Origin of the sequence: uncultured Pseudoflavonifractor sp., from assembly GCF_944387805.1 — a bacterium.
In the GTDB taxonomy this organism is placed as follows: domain Bacteria; phylum Bacillota; class Clostridia; order Oscillospirales; family Oscillospiraceae; genus Pseudoflavonifractor.
The window spans coordinates 1-20,296 of record NZ_CALXGI010000048.1 but is presented as its reverse complement, the minus strand read 5'-3'; the positions used below and the strand labels follow the sequence as shown (position 1 = coordinate 20,296).

Genomic DNA, 20,296 nt, shown 5'->3' with positions numbered 1-20,296 from the left:
GTCGTCCTCCTCGCGGAGGACGTGGATAGAAATCTAGTGGACGGAGTACCGCCAGTTCCGACATAACGTCGTCCTCCTCGCGGAGGACGTGGATAGAAATCTAGTGGACGGAGTACCGCCAGTTCCGACATAACGTCGTCCTCCTCGCGGAGGACGTGGATAGAAATACGCCCCCAAGGAGGGCGTCAGAGATGGGCTGGCCGTCGTCCTCCTCGCGGAGGACGTGGATAGAAATCTCCTGACGGAGGAACTGTTATGGATATGTTTATGGTCGTCCTCCTCGCGGAGGACGTGGATAGAAATTGTGCAAAAGGACGTGTGAAATATGACGCCGATTGAGTCGTCCTCCTCGCGGAGGACGTGGATAGAAATAGAGGCCCTGAAAGATATGGAGGCGCGGCGTGGAGTCGTCCTCCTCGCGGAGGACGTGGATAGAAATATTGTGTAATCTGTGCTCCATCCGCCGCGGGCCATGTCGTCCTCCTCGCGGAGGACGTGGATAGAAATTTGACTGGTCCATCATTCTCAGCATCGTGGGCGTGGTCGTCCTCCTCGCGGAGGACGTGGATAGAAATTCCTTTTACCGTGAGCAGGACAGGGAGATGCGTGGTCGTCCTCCTCGCGGAGGACGTGGATAGAAATTTGAGCCTGAGAATTATCGACTCGAGTCTCAATGTCGTCCTCCTCGCGGAGGACGTGGATAGAAATATTTGCTCCTCTCTTGGTGTTGGTGCAGGAACACGTCGTCCTCCTCGCGGAGGACGTGGATAGAAATTTCTTTCCGGCCAGCGGAAGATAGAACTCTTTCGTCGTCCTCCTCGCGGAGGACGTGGATAGAAATCTTCAGCTTTCTGATAACATCTCCGCCATATGCGTGCGTCGTTCTCCTCGCGGAGGACGTGGATAGAAATTTTACCGCCTTGCGCTGCTCTTCCAGGGCGTCAGTCGTCCTCCTCGCGGAGGACGTGGATAGAAATTGTCACCACCTCTCTGAGTAATACTATAACATTAGTCGTCCTCCTCGCGGAGGACGTGGATAGAAATCACCAAATCACGAATAAAATCAAAACCACTGCCGTCGTCCTCCTCGCGGAGGACGTGGATAGAAATACGTATGAGGCCATAACTGGGCGCCATAGGCCGCCGTCGTCCTCCTCGCGGAGGACGTGGATAGAAATACCAAGTCCTTTGTGGAGCATGGCTTTGTGATTGGCGGTCGTCCTCCTCGCGGAGGACGTGGGTAGAAATGATGTGATGGTGGGCGGCAAATGGCGGCCCACCCGTCGTCCTCCTCACGGAGGACGTGGATAGAAATGGCCACTGGGAAATGGACGGCGTTATGGGGCCGGGGCGCTCTCCCTCAGAGGCACAGGCAGAACCGCCATACCGGCACGCCATTTTATCTTCCCCCGCAGTTCCGCCACCTTTCCAGAGAATCATCAGGAAAAGCAGCAGCCCAGCAGAAGCATTGAATCTAAACCCTGCATCCCTTGGGGCCCAAGGACTCTACCGCTGGTCGATTGACAAATGGGGGTGTTTTTCGCTAGGATGGAGCCAAAGGAGGGACCCATATGAATGACATCGACAAGGAGCGTTTCGGCAGCTTTCTGGTCCAGCTGCGCCGAGAGAACAATCTGACCCAGAAGGAGCTGGCCGAGCGGCTTTTCGTATCGGACAAGGCGGTGAGCAAGTGGGAGCGCGGCCTGAGCCTGCCCGACGTGGGGCTGCTGCTGCCCATGGCGGACTGCCTGGGTGTGACGGTCACCGAGCTGCTCCGTGGGGAGCGCACAGCGGCCGCTCAGCTGCCGGTGGAGGAGGTGGAGGCTCTGGTGAAGTCCACCCTCCAGCTGACGGAGGAGGAGCGGCAGGCACAGAAAACGCGGCGCAGGAAGTGGGGACTGGCCTATCTCCTGTGCGCCCTGGTGGGCGCGATAGAGTGCGCCGTGCTGCTGGCCGCAGGCTTTACGGTGGAGGAGATGGGGTCCAACGTCCTGCTGCTGGAGGGGCTGTGTCTCCTCTTCGGGGCCTGGCTCTGCTTCCGGGTGAAGGAGCGGCTGCCCGCCTACTACGACCAGAACAACATCAGCTTTTACGGCGACGGTGTGTTCCGCATCAACCTGGCCGGGGTGCGCTTCCACAACGGCAACTGGCCCTACATCATCCGGGCCATGCGGGTCTGGCTGCTGGGACTCATGGTCCTCTTCCCCGTTCTATGGGGAATAATCCACTCCCTATGGCCCGGTCATGCCCTCACTCTGGAGATGCCCCTGACACTGGTTTCCCTGTTCGGCATGCTGATTGCCGCCATCGTGGCGGGCAAGCGTCACGAATAAAATAATGATAACCTGTCTCCCTTTATCTACGAAATGCCTTACAATACAATTTCGTATTTATAATCTTTCATGATGATATCTGTTCCCTTTTTCTCAGATGTGGTCTCGCTGACAATTTTTCCGCCACATTTCTGGGCAACACGATTAGAAGCGGCATTTTCCTGATTCACATAAATCGTCACTTTCTCAGCGCCTTGACTACGCGCATAATCTATCATTCCCTGGGCGATTTCAGTTGCATAGCCCTGACGCCAAAAATTTTTATGTACGCAATAACCAATATCGTATACTTTCTTGTCGTCACTTACCATGAAACTGCATGTTCCTACCCGTTCTAGGGAATCCTTAAAAACAGGAATCAAATAGCAGCATTCCTCATCCTCGCCCAAGCCTTCTAACATCTTCAAATATTCATCATCTATTTCTTCTTTTGCTTCATCCGTCAAATATTGTCCCATCTCCGGATCGTTCCAGATACTATATGCCCACAAAGCATCTTCTTTCGTGAATCCTCTTAATAAAAGTCTTGGCGTTTCAATATCATTTATCTTCATAAAATCCTCCGTCAAATTCAATTTTTCGCCGCTGCTTCTTTCAGCACGGCATCCTGTTCCATTGCTCTGGTATCCCTTTTGGTATAATAAAGCACCCCATTTGCCATTCAGTATAGCATGCTGAATAACAAATGGGGTGCAATTCATGTCATGGCCCGCTGGTTTTGCTTTTTTAGTTGGAAGCGGTATCCAGGTCCTTATCGCCGCCCCGCGTCGCCGCAAGCTCCATATCCTTCGCCTCCGCCCCAGGGCGAAGGCTCACTCATTTCACTGCGGCTCCTTTCCCCACAAAACCCGCTTCGCTGGGCTTTTGCGGGGACCCCGGAGTCCTGTTTAGTTGGAAGCGGTGTCCAGGTCCTTATCGCCGCCCCAGATCATGTTCTTGCGGAGCTCCTCGCCCACGATCTCCATCTGGTGCTTCTTGAGCTGCTGACGCTTGGAGTTGAAGAAGCAGCGGCCGTTCTTGTTCTCGGCGATCCACTTGCCGGCGAAGGTGCCGTCCTGGATGTCGGAGAGGACGGCGCGCATCCGGGCCTTGGTCTCCTCGTGGGGGATGACGCGGGGACCGGAGACGTACTCGCCGAACTCAGCGGTGTCGGAGATGGAGTAGTTCATGGCAGCCACGCCGCCCTTGTTGATGAGGTCGATGATCAGCTTCATCTCGTGGATGCACTCGAAGTAGGCGTTCTCAGGCTCGTAGCCGGCCTCAACCAGCACCTCGAAGCCGCAGCGCATCAGGTCCACAACGCCGCCGCACAGGACGGTCTGCTCGCCGAACAGGTCGGTCTCGGTCTCGTCGTGGAAGGTGGTCTCCATCACACCGGCCCGGGCGCCGCCGATGCCGGCGATGTAGGCCAGGGCGATCTTATAGGCGTTGCCGGTGGCGTTTTGCTCCACAGCCACCAGGCAGGGCACGCCCTTGCCGTTGACATAGGTGGAGCGGACGGTATGGCCGGGGCCCTTAGGGGCGGCCATGAACACGTCCACGCCGGCGGGCGGAACGATCTGCTGATAGCGGATGTTGAAGCCGTGAGCGAAGGCCAGGGCTTTGCCGTCGGTCATATAAGGGGCGATATCCTTCTTATAAACCTCAGCCTGGACCTCGTCGTTAATGAGAAGCATCACGATGTCGCCCCACTGGGCGGCCTCGGGAATCGTCTTGACGGTGAGGCCGGCCTGCTCAGCCTTGGCCCAGCTCTTGGAGCCTTCCCGCAGGCCCACACAGACGTCACAGCCGGAGTCCTTCAGGTTGAGGGCGTGGGCATGGCCCTGAGAGCCATAGCCGATAATGGCGATCTTCTTGCCGTCCAGATAGCTGAGCTCGCAGTCCTTTTCGTAGTACATCTTTGCCATTGTAATACACTCCTTTATAAGTAGAGGTGATATTTGTTATCTGAGATAATAGCACAGGCGGTGGGAAAAGAATGATAACTGTGATACAATCGGGAGAATTTTTATCCGTGCTGTCAGAGCACGTTCTTGCCCAAGATAAACTCCGTCTTTGTCCCCAGGGCGCCAGCGCCCTGGGGGCCCCGTATTTTACTCCCTCGGGCGGAGTAAATCCGCCCTGCGGCAAGATTTTGCCCCTTCGGTTCAAAATACTTGGACGCGGCACCCGCCGCGCCCCGCTCTCGCGGGCCCCAGGAAAAAACGTCCCCTCTTACAGTACGTTCTTGCCCAAGATAAACTCCGTTTTTTCCTTGTTCTCGTCGCTGATGGTATAGGCGCCCCGCTCCAGGGCCACCATGCCGGTGCGCACCAGCTCCAATATGCCGAAGGCCTCCAGCAGCTTCTGCATGGCGTCTGCCTTGGACTCGTCGCCAATAAGGGCCAGGGTCAGGGACTTGAGGGACACGTCGATGATGGAGGCCCGGAAGATGTTGGCGATCTGGATGACCTCGTTGCGGATGTCGTGCGTTTCCGCCTTTACCTTGAACATGACCAGCTCCCGGCGGATAGACCGTTCGGGCAGCAGCTCCTGAACCGAGTAGACAGGAAAGAGCTTGCGCAGCTGATTCATAATCTGATTGGCCATCTGATCATCGCACATGACCTCAATGGTGATACGGGAGACCTCCGGGTCATCGGTGGTGCCCACAGCCAAGGATTCGATGTTGTACCCCTTCCGGGAGAAGAGCCGGGAGACCTGGCTCAGAACGCCAGGGGCATTCTCCACCAGAACGGAAAGGGTGCGGCGGGTTACAATACTGTTTTTCATCCTTGTCTCCCTCCTTAATCCAGCAGGAAATTGGTCACAGGCGCGCCGCCGGGCACCATGGGATGGACCATGGCGTCCTTGTCAATGGCGCAGTCCACCACCCAGGCCGTCCCGGAGGCCACCGCCTCCTTCAGCACGGCCTCCAGCTCCTCCTGGGTGCCGCAGCGGGCGCCCCGCAGGCCGTAGGCCTCAGCCAGTTTGACGAAATCGGGCCCCCGGTCCAGGTCGGTCTGGGAGTAACGCTGGCCATAGAGCAGGTTCTGCCACTGACGGACCATGCCCAGGGTATGGTTATCGAAAATCAGGATAATCACAGGGATGTGGTAGTGCTCCACAGTGCACAGCTCATGGCAGTTCATGCGGAAGCAGCCGTCACCGGTACAGAGGAACACGGGGGTGTCCGGGTTGCCCATCTTGGCGCCCATGGCGGCACCCAGGCCAAAGCCCATAGTGCCGAAGCCGCCTGATGTGATGAGCTGGCCGGGCCGGTCGAAGTGGTAGTACTGGGCGGCCCACATCTGGTGCTGGCCCACATCGGTGGCCACAATGGCTCCCGGGGCCACCGCCTGGATGGTCTCCAGCACCTCGTGGGCGTGGAGAATACCGTCCTTTTTCAAGGGGACCTCTTTGTGGGAAAATACCCACTCCTTCCACTCGGGGTAGTCGTGGGCGGGCAGCTTCTCATTGAGCAGCTCCAGCACCCGCCGGGCATCGCCGATGATGTGGTGGTCGGTCTGGACGTTCTTATCCACCTCCGCCCGGTCGATGTCAATCTGAACGATCTTTGCATGCCTGGCAAAGGTCTTGGGATCGGTGGCCACCCGGTCGGAGAACCGGCAGCCGATGGCGATGAGCAGGTCGCACTCGTCAACCGCATGGTTGGAGGCATGGGAACCGTGCATGCCGATCATGCCGGTAAAGAGGGGGTGGTTGCCCGGGCAGGCGCCGCCGCCCATAATGGTGGAGGCCACAGGGGCGTTAAGGCGCTCAAAGAACTTGCGGAACTCAGGCACCGCGCCCTTGGATCGGATGACGCCGCCGCCCACCAGCACCAGAGGCTTCTTTGCCTCCTCAATCATGTCCAGCAGCTTATCGATATCACCGCGGTCAGGCTCAGGGGTACGCAGGTCGTGGGAGGCCCGGCGCAGCATAGCGGCCAGGCGGCCGTGCTTGCTGTGCTCGCTGGGGGGCAAATACTCGTACTCCGCCTCCTCATATGTCACATTCTTGAGAATATCAATCAGCACAGGACCAGGACGGCCGGAGCGGGCAATGGCAAAGGCCTCCCGGATCACGTCGGCCAGATCCTCCGCCCGGCGGACCAGATAGTTGCACTTGGTAATGGGCATAGTGATGCCGGTGATGTCTACCTCCTGAAAGGAGTCCTTGCCAATGAGATTCTCCGCCACGTTGACAGTGATGAACACCACAGGTGAGGAGTCATAGTAGGCGGTGGCAATGCCGGTGGTGAGATTGGTGGCGCCGGGGCCGCTGGTGGCGAAGCACACGCCCACCTTTCCGGTGGCGCGGGCATATCCGTCGGCGGCATGGGAGGCCCCCTGCTCGTGGGCAGTCAGAATGTGGCGGATTTTCTCCTTATAGCCATGGAGCTCCAGCTCATCATAGACGTTCAAAATGGTGCCGCCGGGGTAACCAAATACGGTATCCACCCCCTGCTCCAGCAGACATTCCATCAGGATCTGCGGGGTTTTCATCTTCATATCGTGAGACCTCCTTTGGTTTCATGTACGAGAAAAAAGAAAAGAGCACAACATTTCGTCCCATAGGACGAAGTCATGCTCCGTGGTACCACCTAAATTCGCAGGGCTGCGCCCCGCGCGCTTTTGCCCCGATAACGGAGGGAAAACCGGCCGCGCCTACAAAGGGAGTGCGCTCCCCGTTCAGCCCGGCTGCTCCTTGGGCGACGTTCCGAGCCACGCTCACGGGGGCTTACACCAGCCGCTCCCTCTCTGCGCTTACACCATGGCCGTACTTACCCAGTCATTGCTTTTCTTTCCGGCACATCTGTCTGTGCACGGTGTGTAATTAACTGATATCATACCGCTGAAATAGACATTTGTCAATCTTGATTTTATAATTTTTGAAAAAAATCTTTTTCTCTTTAAAGTGATGCGGTTTTTGCTTTTTCGCCGCTGTCCGCCGGACTCCGGCGAAATTCCCCTCCTCTCTGGACATCTCGCCTGTAAATACGATATAATATATTAATTGCCCTGGAGGTTCCTTCTCCGGCGGCAACGCTATCGTATTATGTGCAAGAGGTGGAGACATGTTTTCCATTTTTTCCGGCGGGATTCGTCCCGCCCAGCGGAAGAAGGCCACCGGCCAACTCCCCTTCCGGCCCATGGAGCAGCCGCCGGCCCAAGTGGTTCTCCCTCTGGCCGGTGCGGGAACCGCTTCTGCCGTGCCGCTGGTGGTGCCGGGGGACCGGGTACGGGCGGGCCAAAAACTGGCTGACGCTGTTCCCGGCCAAGCAGCGGTCCACGCCAGCGTATCCGGCACCGTGGCGGCAGTGGAGCCCCGGCAGCAGATCCGGGGCGGGGCGGCGCTCTCCGCGGTCATTGACAGCGACGGAACGAACACACCTGTGGCCTCCCCCGCCTGGCGGCGGGTGGACAAGGACGCTTCTCCCGCCAGCCTCCGGCCCGGCGAACTGGCCGACATCGCCGCTCAAGCCGGTCTCACTGCCATGGACGGCACCGGCCGCCCTCTGTCCCAGCTGCTCCGGGACGCCATGGGCAAGGCGGATGCCCTGCTCATTGACGGCACCGAGTCCGAGCCCTATGTCACCTCTCGCCGCCGTCTGATGGCAGACCGACCCGAGGCGGTGCTGGGAGGCGTGCGGCTGCTGATGCAGGCCCTGAGCCTGCCCCGGGCCACGCTGGCCCTGGAGGGCAGTCAGTATGATGCTGTGGCCGCTCTCCGGAGCTATCTGCCCCTGCGGGGCGGGGACATTGAACTGCGGCTCCTCCGCAGCCGCTACCCCCAGCCCCTGACCTTCCATCAGGAGGGCCGGGCCCTGTTTACCGTCTGCTCTGCCGCCGCTCTGTGGGACGCGGTGTACCGGGGGCAGGCCCTGACCCATCGCATTATCACTGTGGCCGGCTCTGCCGTGGCCAGGCCCGCCAACCTGCTGGTTCCCATCGGCACCCCTGTCTCCGACCTTATCCGGGAGGCCGGAGGCTGGAAAGAGGAGCCGGTACGGCTGGTGGCCGGGGGCCCCATGACGGGTAAGGCCCAGTTTGATCTGACCGCCCCGGTAACCGGGGAGACCCGTGCCCTGCTGGCCCTGTCGGCGGCAGATCTCTACCCCTCCATCCGTCCTGAGAGCCCCTGCCTCCGGTGCGGCCGGTGCGTAGAGGTGTGCCCTGCCGGACTGGCGCCCCTCTTTCTCCACCTGTACGTCCGGAGCGGACAGTGGGAGGCCCTGGAGCGGGAGCAAATTTCCGCCTGCACTGAGTGCGGCGCCTGCGCCTATGTGTGTCCCGCCCACCTGCGGCTGGTCCACAGCATCCGGGTGGGCAAGCGGCGCCTGTCTGGAGCGGCGGGCAGAAGGGAGGCTGACCATGAAGAAGAAGCGTAAAAACCGCTCCGGCGGGCAGCAGCGCCCCCAGCATGCCCCCCAGGCCAAGCAGAATGAGACCTTCCAGCCCCAGGCGGCAGAACAGATTTCCCCGGTGGAGAAACAGCCCTCCGGCCTGGCCGGCCAGCCCGCCCCCGCCCCGCTCCCCCGGGACGAGGCTCCCCGGGCTGAGGCTCCTCAGGTGAATCCGGCGCCCGTCCAACCCCAGACTGCGCCCCTGCTGCCCAAGGCAGAAAAGCAGCCGAAGCTGTCCTCCAGCGCCGGACTGGGCACACCCCTCACCCTGGCCTCCGCCCCCCATCTCACCACCCGGGACACCACCCGCACCCTGATGCTGGACGTGCTCATCGCCCTCATGCCCGCCCTGCTCTTCTCCGGGTGCTACTTCTTCGGCCCCCGGGCCTTTCTTGTCTCCTTGGTGTCGGCGGCAGGCTGCGTGGGCTTCGAGGCCCTGTTCTGCCTCCTCACCCGCCGGAGGCAAACCGCGGGCGACCTGTCCGCCGCGGTCACCGGCGTGCTGCTGGCCTTTACCCTGCCCGCCGGCGTACCCTACTGGGCCGTTCTGCTGGGGGACTTTTTCGCCATTGTGGTGGTCAAGCAGCTCTTCGGCGGCCTGGGAAAAAACTTTCTCAACCCGGCGCTGGCAGGCCGGGCCTTTCTGTTCTCCTTCCCCGCCGTTATGACCGCCTTCCCCGCTGTCCGCAGCTGGGAGGGGCTCTCCATTGACGCCCAGAGCGCCGCCACCCCCATGGCCGCCCTCCACGCCGGCAGCCTGCCCTCCGCCTCCCTGCTGGAGATGTTCACCGGTGTCCGGTCAGGCGCCCTGGGCGAGGTGTCTGCCGCGCTGCTGCTGCTGGGCGGACTGTACCTGCTGGTGCGCCGGGTCATTAAGCTGCGGATTCCCCTGTCCTTCCTGGGCACGGTGGCGGTGCTGTCCTGGTGCTTTCCCCAGGGCGGCAACTCCTCCCTGGACTGGACCCTCTACTCCCTCATGGGCGGCGGGCTGCTTCTGGCCGCTCTCTTTATGGCCACTGATTTCACCACCTCCCCGGTCACCTTCTGGGGCCAGGTGGTCTACGGCGTGGGCTGCGGCGCCCTCACCGTATTCCTGCGCACCTTCGGCTCCTACCCCGAGGGAGTGGGCTTTGCCGTCCTGATGATGAATCTGCTCGCCTGGCTCATCGACCGCGCTTCCCTGGCCCTCCGCCGGGCCTGGCGGCAGAGAAAGGAGGCCCGGGCATGAGTGAATCCAAATTCCGTGACCCAGCCTGGCGCCGCTCGGCGCTGGTGCTGGCTGGGACCATCCTGTTCGCTCTGGTCCTGGTGCTTGTGACGCGGGCCGCTACCGCCGGCGCCATTCTCCGGGGAACGGAGGAGGCCAGGCAGGCGGTGATGGTCTCTGTGGCTCCGCCGGATACCACAGCCTTCTCCCAGCTGCCCTATGACCCGTCCATGGTAGACGACATGTACGCCGCCTGGCAGGGTGAGTCCCTGGCGGGCTACTGCGTGGAGGTGACCTCCGGCGGATTCGGCGGCCCTATGAAGCTGATGGTGGGCGTCAGCGCCCAGGGTTCCGTCACCGGCGTGGCCATTCTCTCCCACAGCGAGACACCCGGCCTGGGGGACGGTGTGGACAATGCCGCCTTTCTGGAGCGCTTTCTGGGCCTGTCCGGCACGGTGCGCGTCGGTTCCGGCGCAAACGCTGTGGCGGCAGTCTCCGGCGCTACCGAGAGCAGCCGGGCGGTGGCCCAGGGGGTCAACCAGGCCCTGGCGGCAGTTGCTGCATACAGTGCGGAAGGAGGTGCGGTCCGTGAAGAAGGAGAAAACTGAGGGCTGGACTGCCTTCCGGCAGCAGGCCCCTGCGCGGCTCCGGGCCTTGGGCTCCGCCGCCCTCCGCTGGCTGAAGGCCAGCTTCTCCATGGAGCCCGGCCGGGTGGGCCGCCTGTTCCTCCGGGGACTGACCCTGCGCAATCCGGCCGTGCTGCTGCTCCTGCTGACGGCGACGGTGCTGCCCTGCTCTGCTGCCCTCCCCGGCGGCCTGGGCACAGGCCTGTCCATGACGGCGGTGCTGGTGTGCACCAATCTGGCCGGCGCTGTCCTCCGCCCCCTCTCCTCCCCGGCCCTGCGCATCCCCTGCTACCTGATTGCGGCGGCGGCCATCCTCACCGCCGCCGGTCTGGTGCTTCAGGCCTGCTTCCCCGGCCTGACCAGCTGCGTGCCCCTGTTTCTCCTGCCCGCTGCCGTCAACGCCGCCATGCTGGCCCGACGGGGGGCCTTCTCCCGCCGGTTCACCCCCGGCTACGCCGCCGTGGACGGTCTGGCGGCGGGCATCGGCTTTACCATCGCCCTGTCTGTCCTCAGCGCACTGCGGGAGCTGCTGGGCAAAGGTACAATTTGGGGCGCCGCCCTGCCGGATGAACTGCCCCCTGTCCTGCTGGCGGCCGCCCCCTGCGGCGGCTTCCTGCTGCTGGCCTGTCTGGCCGCCATGGTCCGCTGGGTCTCCGAACGGCTTGAGAGGAGGGAGAAACCGTGAGCATCATACAGTTCTTTGCCCTGTCCCTGGCCGCCCTTGTAGCGGAGCAGTTCGGCGTGGCCCGCCGGCTTGGCCTGCCTGCCCCGCTGGACGGCGGCTACCGCTCCGCGCTGGTTATGGGGCTGACCGTCACCGTGGGGCTGACGGTCTCCATGCTCCTCTGCTGGGTGGTGTTTGCCTTTCTTCTCGCCCCCTTTGGGGCGGAATATCTGGAGGAGGCGGCGTTCCTGCTTCTGGGCGCCGGTCTGGCCTGGCTGTCCAGCCATTTTATGACCCGTTTCCTGCCGGGACGGTCGGAGCGCCTGCGGCAGAGCCTGCCTCTGTCGGCGGTCAACTGGGCTGTGCTGGGCGGGGCCCTGCTGGCTGCCCGCTCGGAAGTTGGACCGGCGCTGGCTCTCCGCAGCGGGCTGCTGGCCGGTATGGGCTTCACCGTAGCCGCGCTGGTGTTTGCATCTGTGTGGGAGCGCATCTCCTATGCCAGGGTCCCCAGGTCCTTCTCCGGCCTCCCCATCGCCATGGCGGCAGCCGGCCTGGTGGTCCTCACCCTGCTGGGGTTTACCGGCTTTCCGATGTGGTAATGGTTTCTGCCCATAAAAAATTCCCGGCGGCTATATCAGGCCGCCGGGAATTTTTCTTTTTCTTGCTCAGTGCTTGCAGCAGGTACCGTGGTCGCCCAGCTTAAAGGACGCGCACTCGGTAGCCGTGCAGTCAGACACGTTGGCGGTGGTGCAGCCCACCCTGATCTCATTCAGGGTACAGGCGCTCTGCTGGCCGTTGTGATAGGCGCAGCTGGACACGGAGCATTTGATACTGGGATTGGAATTCATAGCGTAATCCTCCTTGAGAGAGAGAATGGACGGCCGGCTCCCCGGCCAGCTCTAGTATCTGCTCTCCCGGGGAAAATATGCGCGCTATCCCTGGGTCTTTTGTTCTTCGCTCTCCCGCAGCAGACGGGGGATAAACCGCCGGGCAAAGCGGCCCTTTCCCCGGTTTTTCACGTAGAAAAAGCCGATGACAGAGAACACCAGGGCGCCGATAAAATTGACGAACAGGTCTTTCATGGTGTCGTTGATGCCGATGTCCAGATAGCCTCCCAAGCCCAGGGACCGCTGGACGCCGTCTGCTGTGACCACAATTACGTCCGTAATGTCCTTAATCTGCTGGGGATGGTTGCCGCCGGTGGGGTCCAGCATAACGGAGCTTATGGTGTGGACCACCGCGTCCTTCTGCATGTCCAGCAGAAAGACGCTGTCCATGGTCCACTCAAAGAACTCCCACAGCACTCCCACTGTCATGGAGAAGCAAAAGGCAACCACAGCCAGATAGACCGGCGAGAGGGAAAAGGTAAAACGGTCGCTGCGGTTGAGAATGTCCACCAGAGAGAACCCGATGGCCGCGCAGAGGAAGCCGTTTAGGGTGTGGAGCATGGTGTCCCAGCCGGGATATTGGGTATAGTAGGCTCCGATCTCGCCCAAAATCTCGGCGGCAAAGATAAACAGGAGAATGATGACCTCCAGTGTGTCGGGCACGTCAATTTTAATGGTCCGCTCAATAAAGCTGGGAATGGTGAAGAGCACCAGCGTAAGCAGGCACAGGAACACGTTCTCAAAGTTTCCATTGAAGAACTGGGCCACCATGGTCAGAATCACCAGGGCCCGCAGCACAATGTATACCGCCGCCAGAGCCTTATTCTCCCGGATCTGCTCCCGCAGGGTCTTGTGGTACTTTCCGGCCTCATCGGTCCGCTTTTTTCTTCTCATGCTTCGCTCCTTTTTTCCACTGGCGGCAGCTGTGCCGCAAGGCGGAGATACTCCGCCGCATTGTCTCTCAGCTTGTGTCGTTCCTCCGGCGTCAGGGTCCGCTTTACCCGCCCGGGAACCCCAACCACCAGGCTGCCCGGCGGAATAACCGCCCCGCCGGCCACCACAGCGCCCGCCGCCACCAAGGACTCCGCCCCGATAACGCAGTCACGGAGCACCACAGCGCCCATGCCGATGACGCAGCCGTCCTCCACCCGGCAGCTGTGGAGCACGGCGCTGTGCCCCACAGACACCTGCTCCCCCAGCTCTGTGGGCACGCCAACGTCTCCGTGGATGACTGCGTTGTCCTGGATATTGGTATCCCGGCCGATGCGGATGGGGCTCATGTCCCCACGCACCACCGCGCCGTACCACAGACTTACCCCAGCCTCAGCCGTCACGTTCCCCACCACAGAGGCGGTATCCGCCATGCGCACCGACCGGTCAAGCTGCGGCGCCTTTCCTTCCCATTGGACAAGCACACTATCATCTCCCAGTGCTGTTAGAGTAAACAGAATTATTATATGTGACAACCGCCTGGCACGCAAGAGGGAGTTTCTTTCCGTGCTTTCTGTCCCGTCTCTCTGCATACACTGGGTTGGAGGTGAACTGATTTGGATTTGAAGCACAACAAGATTACCGTGGGCGAACTGCTGGACAATCCCAAATCCCGGGCGGTGTTCCAGCGCCGCTTTCCCATGGCGATGAAGCATCCCCTGCTGGGAGCCGCCAGGACCGTTACCCTGGAGCAGCTCATCTCATTTGCAGGCGCGTACCTCCCCAAGTCTGTGATTCAGGACACCCTGCAGGAGCTCCAGCGCCTCTGAGCCTCCGCGGCACAGAGCATAAGAACCGCCCCTCAGCCGAGGGGCGGTTCCGTCTTATTCGTGGAACATATTTTTACCGATTTACCGGCGTCCCGGTAGGCGCACAGTCAGGACAGGCCCCCTAACGGCGTCCTCCAAAGGAACCGCCGCCGCGGCCGCCGCCAAAGCTGCCGCCACCACGGGAGCCGCCGCCAAAACTGCCACCGCGGGAGCCGCCGCCAAAGCTGCCGCCACCACGGGAGCCGCCGCCAAAGCTGCCGCCACCGCGGGAGCCGCCGCCAAAACTGCCGCCGCGGAAAGAGCCGCCGCCTCTGCTGGCGCCTCCGCCAAATCCGCCAAATCCGCCAGGCCTGCTGCCGCCGGAGTGGCGGCCGCCGAATGTGCCGCCCCCTCTGGGGCCCCGGTTACCCACGCCGCCGAAGCCGCCCGGATTGCCGCCGCCGGGGCGGCCGGGTCCGCCCGGACCTCTGGGTCCTCTGGGCGGCGGAGGAGGCGGCGGGCGATGCCAGTGCCGCCGGTACCAGTAGGAGCCGGGCCGGTGCCAGAAGAGGATGGGCCGGAACACATAGGGAGGGGCTGCCACGCCGTAGTACCGGGCGCGGTAGGCGTTGTACCGGGAGCGGTCCACCACGCTGAGGATGACCACCAGCACAATCAGCGCAACCACCAGCCAGAGCACCCAGCTGTAGGCGTATCCATAGGAATGCCCGGTATAGCCGTGGCTGTCGGGCAGGGCGTCGTTGCCCACTCCGAAATTGGTGTAGTAGAGGTCGTTAAGGCCGCTGTACAGGCTGAGCACGCCCGCCTCATATTTGCCGGCGTAGAAGTCCATGGCCAGATACTCTTCCAGAAAGGAGTCCGCCCGGCTGTCGGGGAGCATGGTGGCAAAGTCGTCGCCGGTGGCCAGATAGTAGCCCTCGTCCGCCACCGAGAGGACCAGTACCGCGTCGCCCTCGCCCAGGCCCAGGTCCGCTCCCAGCTCATAGGCGTAATCGGCAAAGTCGTCGATGGTCTCCACGCCGGAGGGCACGGACTCCATGGTCACCACGCCTACCACGCTGTTGTAACGGTTATCCCAGTTGGCGTTGTAGAGGGCGATGGTCTCCTCCGCGTTGCCCGACAACAGGTCCGCCCCGTCGTCTATAAATTTGGCGTAATATGTGGTGTCCAGCCCGGTATCCAGATTGCCGGGCTGGCTGTTCACCGCTGCCGCAGGCTGTCGCCATATGCCGATGCCCACAGCCGCCGCAATGGCGATGCACATGACCAGCACCGCCACGCCGGTTTTCTGAAAAATTTTCATTATATTCCTCCGCTGCCCTGCAGAGCGCCCCTGGGCTCTGCGGAGCCACCATTTTCTGAATCTGCCCGGCACGGAGCTCTATTCCGGTCTCCCGGTTATCGCTCAGCCCCGCAGCTCCAGCAGCTTCTGCTTAAGCTCACCCTCGATTCTTCCCAGCTCAACTTCGGCCTCCCGGCGCTTCTGGGCGCCCTCCTGCTGGATCTTCATGACCTCGTCCAGAGTGGAGATAAGCTGCTGATTGGTGTGCTGGAGTGTCTGGATGTCCACCACAGAGCGTTCAGCTTCCTTGGCTGTCTCAATGGTCCCCATCTTCAGCATGTCCGCGTTCTTCTGGAGCAGCTGGTTTGTCATATTGGTCACCGCGCTCTGGGCTGCGGTGGCCTGGCGGGAGTGCTCCAGACCCAGGGCCAGCACCATCTGGCTCTTCCACAGGGGGATGGTGTTCACCAGGGAGGACTGAATCTTCTCCAGCATCAGGGTGTCGTTGTTCTGGATGAGCCGGGTCTGGGGGCCCATCTGGATGGAGATCATGCGGGTGAGCTCCAGGTCGTGAATCTTCTTCTCAAAGCGGTTGCACATGTTGGCCAGGTCGTTGTAGGCCTGGGCATCCTCCTGGGCGCCGGTGGCGGCGGCCTTCTTGCGCAGCTCCTCCAGCTCGCCGGTGCGGACGGCCTGCAGCTTCTTCTTGCCGGCGATGATGTACATCGTCAGCTCCTTGTAGTACTTGGTGTTCAGGTCGTACATCTGGTCCAGCATGGCGATGTCCTTCATCAGGGTGACCTGGTGGCCCTCCAGAATCTGGACAATCTTGTCCACATTGGTCTCAGCCTTGGAGTAGGCCACCTTCATCTCCTCCAGCTCGTTGCGCTTGCGCTGGAAGAAGCCCATAATGCCCTTTTTCTCCTCCACGTTGAAGCCCTTGAGCTGGACCACCAGGGAGCTGAGGGCCTCGCCCACCTCGCCCAGGTCCTTGGTGCGCACCGAGTTGAGGGTGTTCTCCGAGAAGGAGGCCACGTTCTTCTGGGCGGCGGCGCCGTACTGGAGGACCACGTTGGAGTCGGTAATGTCGATCTTCTGGGAGAAGTCGTCCACCATCTTCCGCTCGGCCTCGGTGAGCATGCTCTCGTCAATTTTCACCGCGTTGGCGTCCCGCTGGGCCTGCGCTGCGGCAGTCTCCTCGGCGCCCAGGGTGGGCTCCAGGGTCAGGGTGGGAGCCTCAGGCGTACGGAGCACAGTCTCCGCCTGGGCGGCCTGGGCCGCGCCGGTGGGGTCCAGGGTCAGCTCGGGGGTCATATCAATTTTGTCGGTCATGGGAATTCCATCCTTTCCTTCTTTATGACTGGGCCGTCATCTGGTCCCCGCTGAGCCCCTCCTGGGCCAGCAGATTTTCCAGTACGGTAATGTCGGTAGAAATATCCAGCGCCTCATCCCCAAAGAGGGCGTCCAGCTGGCGGTCAAAGGCGGACACCACGGTGTCCATAATCTGCTCGATCCGGCCCATAGTGCCGTCGATATTGGTGCCCGACACCCCGGCGGCGTCCATCCGGTCGTATGCGTTGAGCAGCTTGAGGGTTGTGGGCAGGTAGTAGTTCATAAAGCGGCTGATCTGGCTCTTCTTGGCGGGCTTTTCCGCCACCAGGTCGAAAATCTTTCTGGTAGTGGCCTCCAGATGGTCAATCTGGGCGGAGAGCTTCTCGTCCTCGATGGAGTCGTTGAGGCGGCGCATCTCAGACAGGGCCATGTCCCGCTGCCTGAGCAGATTGTCCAGCTCCGGGTCGCCGGTGGACTTCTTCTCTGCTTTTGGGGGCTGGGTCTGCGGCTGCTCCGCTTTGGGCGGCTCCTGCTTCTCTGACTTCTGCTCTGCCTCCGGGTCCGCAATTTGATAGATCTTGTCCGGCCAGATGGCCTTGCCGAGGATAAAGACCGCCACCGACGCCGCAGCAGCCAGCACATAGTCCAGCGGGCGGTACAGCGGCAGCAGCAGCGCCCAGGCCAGCCACAGGGCGGCCACCAGATAAAAGGGTGCCACGGAACGCTTTACTTTTTTTGTCATAGCTTCCTCCATGCTCTGAAACCAGGGTCTTGTCCGGCCTGGCGGCCGGTGGGTATTCCGGTACTAGTTTATTGTACCCTCCTCATTTGGGGGTGTCAAGAACACGTTGACTTTAGCACTTAAATTCATTAAAATAATGGTTAACTATATTCAGAGGGATGACCTGACCGGCCGATTCCCAGTAAAGGGGTTTTCACCATGATGACATTGGAAGATTTCAAGGCCGCCCGCAGCGTGCTCTCGGGCGTCATCACCAACACGGGGCTTGTCCCCAGCGCGGCCCTCTCCAAGTCCTCGGGCAACCATGTGTACCTGAAGCCGGAGAATATGCAGGTCACCGGCGCGTACAAGATCCGCGGCGCCTACTTCAAGCTGTCCACGCTCTCTGAGGAGGAGAAGGCCAGAGGTCTGGTCACCGCCTCGGCGGGCAACCACGCCCAGGGCGTGGCTTACGCGGCCCAGGCAGCAGGCGTCAGGGCCACCATCGTCATGCCCACCACCACCCCGCTGGTAAAGGTAAACAACACCAAGGATTACGGCGCCGAGGTGGTGCTCCACGGCGAGACCTTTGACGACGCCGCCGCCCTGGCCCAGCAGCTGGTGGAGGAGCGGGGCCTGACTTACGTGCCCCCCTTCAACGACCTGGCGGTGGCCACCGGACAGGGCACCATCGCCTATGAGATTTTCCAGAGCCTTCCCGACGTGGATGTAATACTGGTGCCCATCGGCGGCGGCGGCCTGGCGGCAGGCGTGTCCACTCTGGCCAAGCTGCTCAACCCCAACGTGAAGGTCATCGGCGTGGAGCCCACCGGCGCCGCGTCCATGAAGGCCAGCGTGGAGGCGGGCCACGTGGTCTCCCTGGAAAAGGTGGAGACCATTGCCGACGGTGTGGCCGTAAAGACCCCCGGCGACCTCATTTTCCCCTATATTCAGCAGAATATTGACGATATCATCACCATTGACGATGTGGAGCTGGTAGACGCCTTCCTGGACATGATCGAAAAGCACAAGATGATTGTGGAAAACTCCGGCCTGCTGCCCATCGCCGCCCTCAGCCATCTGGACTGCCGGGGCAAGAATGTGGTCTGCGTGCTCTCCGGCGGCAACATGGACGTGATCACCGTGGCCAGCCTGGTGCAGCACGGCCTCATCAACCGGGGCCGGGTGTTCACCTTCTCCGTCCAGCTGCCAGACCGTCCCGGCGAGCTGCTGCGGGTGGCCGAAATCATCTCCCGCGAGAACGGCAACATCATCAAGCTGGAGCATAACCAGTTCGTCAACATCAACCGCCAGAGCGGCGTGGAGCTGCGGGTGACCCTGGAAGCCTTCGGCCACACCCACAAGCGGACCATCCTGACCGCTATGCGCTCCGCCGGGTACGACGCCCGGGAGGTCGGCACCGGCGATTTCTACGACTAATCCCCCGATCCTGCTGCCGTCCGGCGGGCGCTGCCCGCCGGACGGCTATCTGAAAGCGGTTGTTCTCCCGGCCGGGCCGCCGGACCATGGGAGCTGAGCGGGGGAGCGCCGCCGCCGGCCGGAAGCGATTCCGCTGAGCCATCCTATGTGCCGGAGCGCCCCCCGGTGCGGCGCAGGTCTCTGCCGCGCTGAATATATCATACAGGAAATTTTTCAATTTCTGTTAAAGCGGAGGTTTAAGTATGATTAAAATTGCCCCCTCGCTGCTCTCAGCGGATTTTGCCAACCTCCAGCGGGACATTGAGCGGGTGCCCAATGCCGACTGGCTCCACGTGGACGTGATGGACGGCATGTTCGTCCCCAACATCACCATCGGCGTGCCGGTGGTCAAGTCCCTGCGCTCCTGCACCGGCAAATTTCTGGACGTACACCTGATGATTGAGAAGCCGGAGCGGTATATCGACGCCTTTGCCCAGGCGGGGGCCGACCTGCTCTCCGTCCACCTGGAGGCCGACCTGCCTCCGGCCATCCACCGGGCCCTGGACAAAATGGAGGCCAACGGCGTAAAAAGGGGGATTGTTCTCCGGCCCATCACCGGCGCTGAGGCGGTGATCCCCTATCTGAAGCGGGACCTGGACCTGATTTTGGTGATGACGGTGGAGCCCGGCTTCGGCGGTCAGGCCTTCATGTCCGACATGCTGCCCAAGATCGAGGCCATCCGGGGCTACATCAACCAGTACTGCCCCGACTGTGACCTGGAGGTGGACGGCGGCATCGACCCCGCCACCGCTCCGCTGGTGATGAAGGCGGGCGCCAACGTGCTGGTGGCCGGCTCCGCCGTGTTCGGCAAGCCCGACCCCGCCGCCGCCGTGGAGGCTCTGCGCTCCGCCGGCGTCTGATTTCAAACATTCTGGAGGATTTTCCATGCAGTACTTCCCCCCCGCCCTGGAGAAGCTGGTGGAGCAGTTCCACAAGCTGCCCGGTATCGGCCACAAGAGCGCCCAGCGGCTGGCCTTCTATATGCTCTCCCTGCCCGACGAGGACGCCGCCGCCTTCGCTCAGGCCATCACCGACGCCAAGCGGGCCATCTCCTTCTGCCCCGTGTGCCAGAACCTGACCGAGGGCGAGGGTCCCTGCGCCATCTGCCAGAGCCCCAAGCGGGACCGGTCCACGGTGTGCGTGGTGGCTGACCCCAAGGACGTCATCGCCATGGAGCGCAGTCGGGAGTACAACGGCCTGTACCACGTGCTCCACGGGGTTATCTCCCCCATGAACCACGTGGGCCCCGACGACCTGCACATCAAGTCCCTGGTAGAGCGGGTTGGCAGCGGCGAGGTGAAGGAGGTCATCATGGCCACCAACCCGGACACTGAGGGCGAGGCCACTGCCATGTACCTCTCCCGTCTCCTGAAGCCCTTCCAGGTGAAGGTGACCCGCCTGGCCTACGGCATCCCGGTGGGCAGCCACCTGGAGTTTGCCGACGACGCCACCCTGATGCGTGCCCTGGAGGGTCGGCGGGAGATGTGATTTTTTCCACAAAAGAGGCGGCCGCGGTTGATAACCGCGGCCGCCTCTTTTATCTTGCTTAAAGAACCACTGGGTCTGCCAGTGGATAAAGAGCTTATAGCTATGGACAAAAAAAGGACTCCCCGATAG

20 protein-coding genes, 1 CRISPR repeat array and 1 other annotated feature are annotated in these 20,296 nt (G+C 61.7%); of the genes, 10 read left to right on the top strand and 10 right to left on the bottom strand.

Going from position 1 to position 20,296, the window contains the following annotated elements; all coding sequences use genetic code 11:
* Position 1 precedes the first annotated feature (1 nt).
* Positions 2–1,315: a CRISPR direct-repeat array (repeat unit 32 nt; unit sequence TCGTCCTCCTCGCGGAGGACGTGGATAGAAAT).
* A gap of 256 nt (positions 1,316–1,571) precedes the next feature.
* On the top strand, positions 1,572–2,333 hold the full coding sequence (locus tag Q0K06_RS10540) for a helix-turn-helix transcriptional regulator (protein WP_294552087.1): 762 nt from the start codon (positions 1,572–1,574) through the stop codon (positions 2,331–2,333).
* 38 nt (positions 2,334–2,371) lie between these two features.
* On the opposite strand, the gene Q0K06_RS10535 is transcribed toward Q0K06_RS10540, so the two are convergent.
* The 4 genes from Q0K06_RS10535 to ilvB form a co-directional block, all read right to left on the bottom strand.
* Positions 2,372–3,034 carry a GNAT family N-acetyltransferase gene (locus Q0K06_RS10535; RefSeq protein WP_294552085.1) on the bottom strand — a complete coding sequence of 221 codons (663 nt, stop codon included), beginning with the start codon at positions 3,032–3,034 and terminating at the stop codon, positions 2,372–2,374.
* 186 nt (positions 3,035–3,220) lie between these two features.
* The gene (ilvC, locus tag Q0K06_RS10530; protein WP_294552083.1) at positions 3,221–4,240 is read right to left on the bottom strand and encodes a ketol-acid reductoisomerase; all 1,020 of its coding nucleotides are present in this window, start codon (positions 4,238–4,240) and stop codon (positions 3,221–3,223) included.
* Between the two features lie 307 nt (positions 4,241–4,547).
* Positions 4,548–5,105, bottom strand: coding sequence for an acetolactate synthase small subunit (ilvN, locus tag Q0K06_RS10525; protein WP_294552080.1), 558 nt, complete (start codon positions 5,103–5,105; stop codon positions 4,548–4,550).
* Between the two features lie 14 nt (positions 5,106–5,119).
* Positions 5,120–6,826: a biosynthetic-type acetolactate synthase large subunit gene (gene ilvB / locus Q0K06_RS10520; RefSeq protein WP_294552079.1), complete on the bottom strand. Its 1,707-nt coding sequence runs from the start codon at positions 6,824–6,826 to the stop codon at positions 5,120–5,122.
* Positions 6,827–6,886: 60 nt separating this feature from the next.
* Positions 6,887–7,119, bottom strand: a binding site (T-box leader).
* 273 nt (positions 7,120–7,392) lie between these two features.
* Here ilvB and Q0K06_RS10515 point away from each other — a divergent pair.
* From Q0K06_RS10515 to Q0K06_RS10495, 5 genes are read left to right on the top strand one after another with little or no spacing between them, the layout of a single operon-like run.
* Positions 7,393–8,706 carry an SLBB domain-containing protein gene (locus Q0K06_RS10515; protein ID WP_294552076.1) on the top strand — a complete coding sequence of 438 codons (1,314 nt, stop codon included), beginning with the start codon at positions 7,393–7,395 and terminating at the stop codon, positions 8,704–8,706.
* The gene (locus tag Q0K06_RS10510; protein WP_294552074.1) at positions 8,690–9,949 is read left to right on the top strand and encodes an RnfABCDGE type electron transport complex subunit D; all 1,260 of its coding nucleotides are present in this window, start codon (positions 8,690–8,692) and stop codon (positions 9,947–9,949) included. Before Q0K06_RS10515 ends, Q0K06_RS10510 begins: the two co-directional genes overlap by 17 nt.
* Positions 9,946–10,536, top strand: a complete 591-nt coding sequence (locus Q0K06_RS10505; RefSeq protein WP_294552071.1) for an FMN-binding protein — start codon at positions 9,946–9,948, stop codon at positions 10,534–10,536. The genes Q0K06_RS10510 and Q0K06_RS10505 overlap by 4 nt, the downstream gene beginning before the upstream one ends.
* The gene (locus Q0K06_RS10500; protein WP_294552068.1) at positions 10,517–11,239 is read left to right on the top strand and encodes an Rnf-Nqr domain containing protein; all 723 of its coding nucleotides are present in this window, start codon (positions 10,517–10,519) and stop codon (positions 11,237–11,239) included. Before Q0K06_RS10505 ends, Q0K06_RS10500 begins: the two co-directional genes overlap by 20 nt.
* Positions 11,236–11,817 carry an Rnf-Nqr domain containing protein gene (locus Q0K06_RS10495; protein WP_294552065.1) on the top strand — a complete coding sequence of 194 codons (582 nt, stop codon included), beginning with the start codon at positions 11,236–11,238 and terminating at the stop codon, positions 11,815–11,817. Before Q0K06_RS10500 ends, Q0K06_RS10495 begins: the two co-directional genes overlap by 4 nt.
* 66 nt (positions 11,818–11,883) lie before the next feature.
* On the opposite strand, the gene Q0K06_RS10490 is transcribed toward Q0K06_RS10495, so the two are convergent.
* From Q0K06_RS10490 to Q0K06_RS10480, 3 genes are all read right to left on the bottom strand, one after another.
* A complete protein-coding gene (locus Q0K06_RS10490; protein WP_294552062.1) occupies positions 11,884–12,066 on the bottom strand; it encodes a DUF1540 domain-containing protein in 183 nt (60 codons plus the stop codon).
* An 84-nt stretch (positions 12,067–12,150) separates the two neighbouring features.
* Positions 12,151–12,999: a hypothetical protein gene (locus Q0K06_RS10485; RefSeq protein ID WP_294552059.1), complete on the bottom strand. Its 849-nt coding sequence runs from the start codon at positions 12,997–12,999 to the stop codon at positions 12,151–12,153.
* Positions 12,996–13,520: a gamma carbonic anhydrase family protein gene (locus tag Q0K06_RS10480; protein WP_294552056.1), complete on the bottom strand. Its 525-nt coding sequence runs from the start codon at positions 13,518–13,520 to the stop codon at positions 12,996–12,998. The genes Q0K06_RS10485 and Q0K06_RS10480 overlap by 4 nt, the downstream gene beginning before the upstream one ends.
* A 132-nt stretch (positions 13,521–13,652) precedes the next feature.
* Here Q0K06_RS10480 and Q0K06_RS10475 point away from each other — a divergent pair, with 132 nt between their 5' ends.
* Positions 13,653–13,865, top strand: a complete 213-nt coding sequence (locus tag Q0K06_RS10475; RefSeq protein ID WP_294552055.1) for a hypothetical protein — start codon at positions 13,653–13,655, stop codon at positions 13,863–13,865.
* A 121-nt stretch (positions 13,866–13,986) separates the two neighbouring features.
* Here the strand turns inward: Q0K06_RS10475 and Q0K06_RS10470 are convergent, their stop codons facing one another.
* The 3 genes from Q0K06_RS10470 to Q0K06_RS10460 all read right to left on the bottom strand — a co-directional run bounded on the left by Q0K06_RS10470 (position 13,987) and on the right by Q0K06_RS10460 (position 17,221).
* On the bottom strand, positions 13,987–15,168 hold the full coding sequence (locus Q0K06_RS10470) for a TPM domain-containing protein (RefSeq protein ID WP_294552053.1): 1,182 nt from the start codon (positions 15,166–15,168) through the stop codon (positions 13,987–13,989).
* A gap of 102 nt (positions 15,169–15,270) precedes the next feature.
* Positions 15,271–16,479, bottom strand: a complete 1,209-nt coding sequence (locus Q0K06_RS10465; protein WP_294552051.1) for a toxic anion resistance protein — start codon at positions 16,477–16,479, stop codon at positions 15,271–15,273.
* Between the two features lie 22 nt (positions 16,480–16,501).
* Entirely contained in the window at positions 16,502–17,221 is a 720-nt protein-coding gene (locus tag Q0K06_RS10460; RefSeq protein WP_294552049.1) for a 5-bromo-4-chloroindolyl phosphate hydrolysis family protein, read from the bottom strand.
* Positions 17,222–17,419: 198 nt separating this feature from the next.
* On the opposite strand from Q0K06_RS10460, the gene ilvA reads away from it, so the two are divergent.
* From ilvA to recR, 3 genes are all read left to right on the top strand, one after another.
* Positions 17,420–18,640, top strand: a complete 1,221-nt coding sequence (ilvA, locus tag Q0K06_RS10455; RefSeq protein WP_294552047.1) for a threonine ammonia-lyase — start codon at positions 17,420–17,422, stop codon at positions 18,638–18,640.
* A 242-nt stretch (positions 18,641–18,882) separates the two neighbouring features.
* Positions 18,883–19,539, top strand: a complete 657-nt coding sequence (gene rpe / locus Q0K06_RS10450; RefSeq protein ID WP_294552046.1) for a ribulose-phosphate 3-epimerase — start codon at positions 18,883–18,885, stop codon at positions 19,537–19,539.
* 25 nt (positions 19,540–19,564) lie between these two features.
* A complete protein-coding gene (gene recR, locus Q0K06_RS10445) occupies positions 19,565–20,167 on the top strand; it encodes a recombination mediator RecR (protein ID WP_277216532.1) in 603 nt (200 codons plus the stop codon).
* Positions 20,168–20,296: the final 129 nt, after the last annotated feature.

What these genes read in the sequence shown, in the direction of transcription:
- Q0K06_RS10465 (WP_294552051.1), bottom strand. Translation starts at nt 16,479, where the DNA reads ATGACCGACAAAATTGATATGACCCCCGAGCTGACCCTGGACCCCACC.
- ilvB (WP_294552079.1), bottom strand. Translation starts at nt 6,826, where the DNA reads ATGAAGATGAAAACCCCGCAGATCCTGATGGAATGTCTGCTGGAGCAG.
- ilvA (WP_294552047.1), top strand. Translation starts at nt 17,420, where the DNA reads ATGATGACATTGGAAGATTTCAAGGCCGCCCGCAGCGTGCTCTCGGGC.
- Q0K06_RS10490 (WP_294552062.1), bottom strand. Translation starts at nt 12,066, where the DNA reads ATGAATTCCAATCCCAGTATCAAATGCTCCGTGTCCAGCTGCGCCTAT.
- Q0K06_RS10535 (WP_294552085.1), bottom strand. Translation starts at nt 3,034, where the DNA reads ATGAATTGCACCCCATTTGTTATTCAGCATGCTATACTGAATGGCAAA.
- ilvC (WP_294552083.1), bottom strand. Translation starts at nt 4,240, where the DNA reads ATGGCAAAGATGTACTACGAAAAGGACTGCGAGCTCAGCTATCTGGAC.
- ilvN (WP_294552080.1), bottom strand. Translation starts at nt 5,105, where the DNA reads ATGAAAAACAGTATTGTAACCCGCCGCACCCTTTCCGTTCTGGTGGAG.
- rpe (WP_294552046.1), top strand. Translation starts at nt 18,883, where the DNA reads ATGATTAAAATTGCCCCCTCGCTGCTCTCAGCGGATTTTGCCAACCTC.
- Q0K06_RS10515 (WP_294552076.1), top strand. Translation starts at nt 7,393, where the DNA reads ATGTTTTCCATTTTTTCCGGCGGGATTCGTCCCGCCCAGCGGAAGAAG.
- Q0K06_RS10460 (WP_294552049.1), bottom strand. Translation starts at nt 17,221, where the DNA reads ATGACAAAAAAAGTAAAGCGTTCCGTGGCACCCTTTTATCTGGTGGCC.
- Q0K06_RS10505 (WP_294552071.1), top strand. Translation starts at nt 9,946, where the DNA reads ATGAGTGAATCCAAATTCCGTGACCCAGCCTGGCGCCGCTCGGCGCTG.
- Q0K06_RS10510 (WP_294552074.1), top strand. Translation starts at nt 8,690, where the DNA reads ATGAAGAAGAAGCGTAAAAACCGCTCCGGCGGGCAGCAGCGCCCCCAG.
- Q0K06_RS10485 (WP_294552059.1), bottom strand. Translation starts at nt 12,999, where the DNA reads ATGAGAAGAAAAAAGCGGACCGATGAGGCCGGAAAGTACCACAAGACC.
- recR (WP_277216532.1), top strand. Translation starts at nt 19,565, where the DNA reads ATGCAGTACTTCCCCCCCGCCCTGGAGAAGCTGGTGGAGCAGTTCCAC.
- Q0K06_RS10540 (WP_294552087.1), top strand. Translation starts at nt 1,572, where the DNA reads ATGAATGACATCGACAAGGAGCGTTTCGGCAGCTTTCTGGTCCAGCTG.
- Q0K06_RS10470 (WP_294552053.1), bottom strand. Translation starts at nt 15,168, where the DNA reads ATGAAAATTTTTCAGAAAACCGGCGTGGCGGTGCTGGTCATGTGCATC.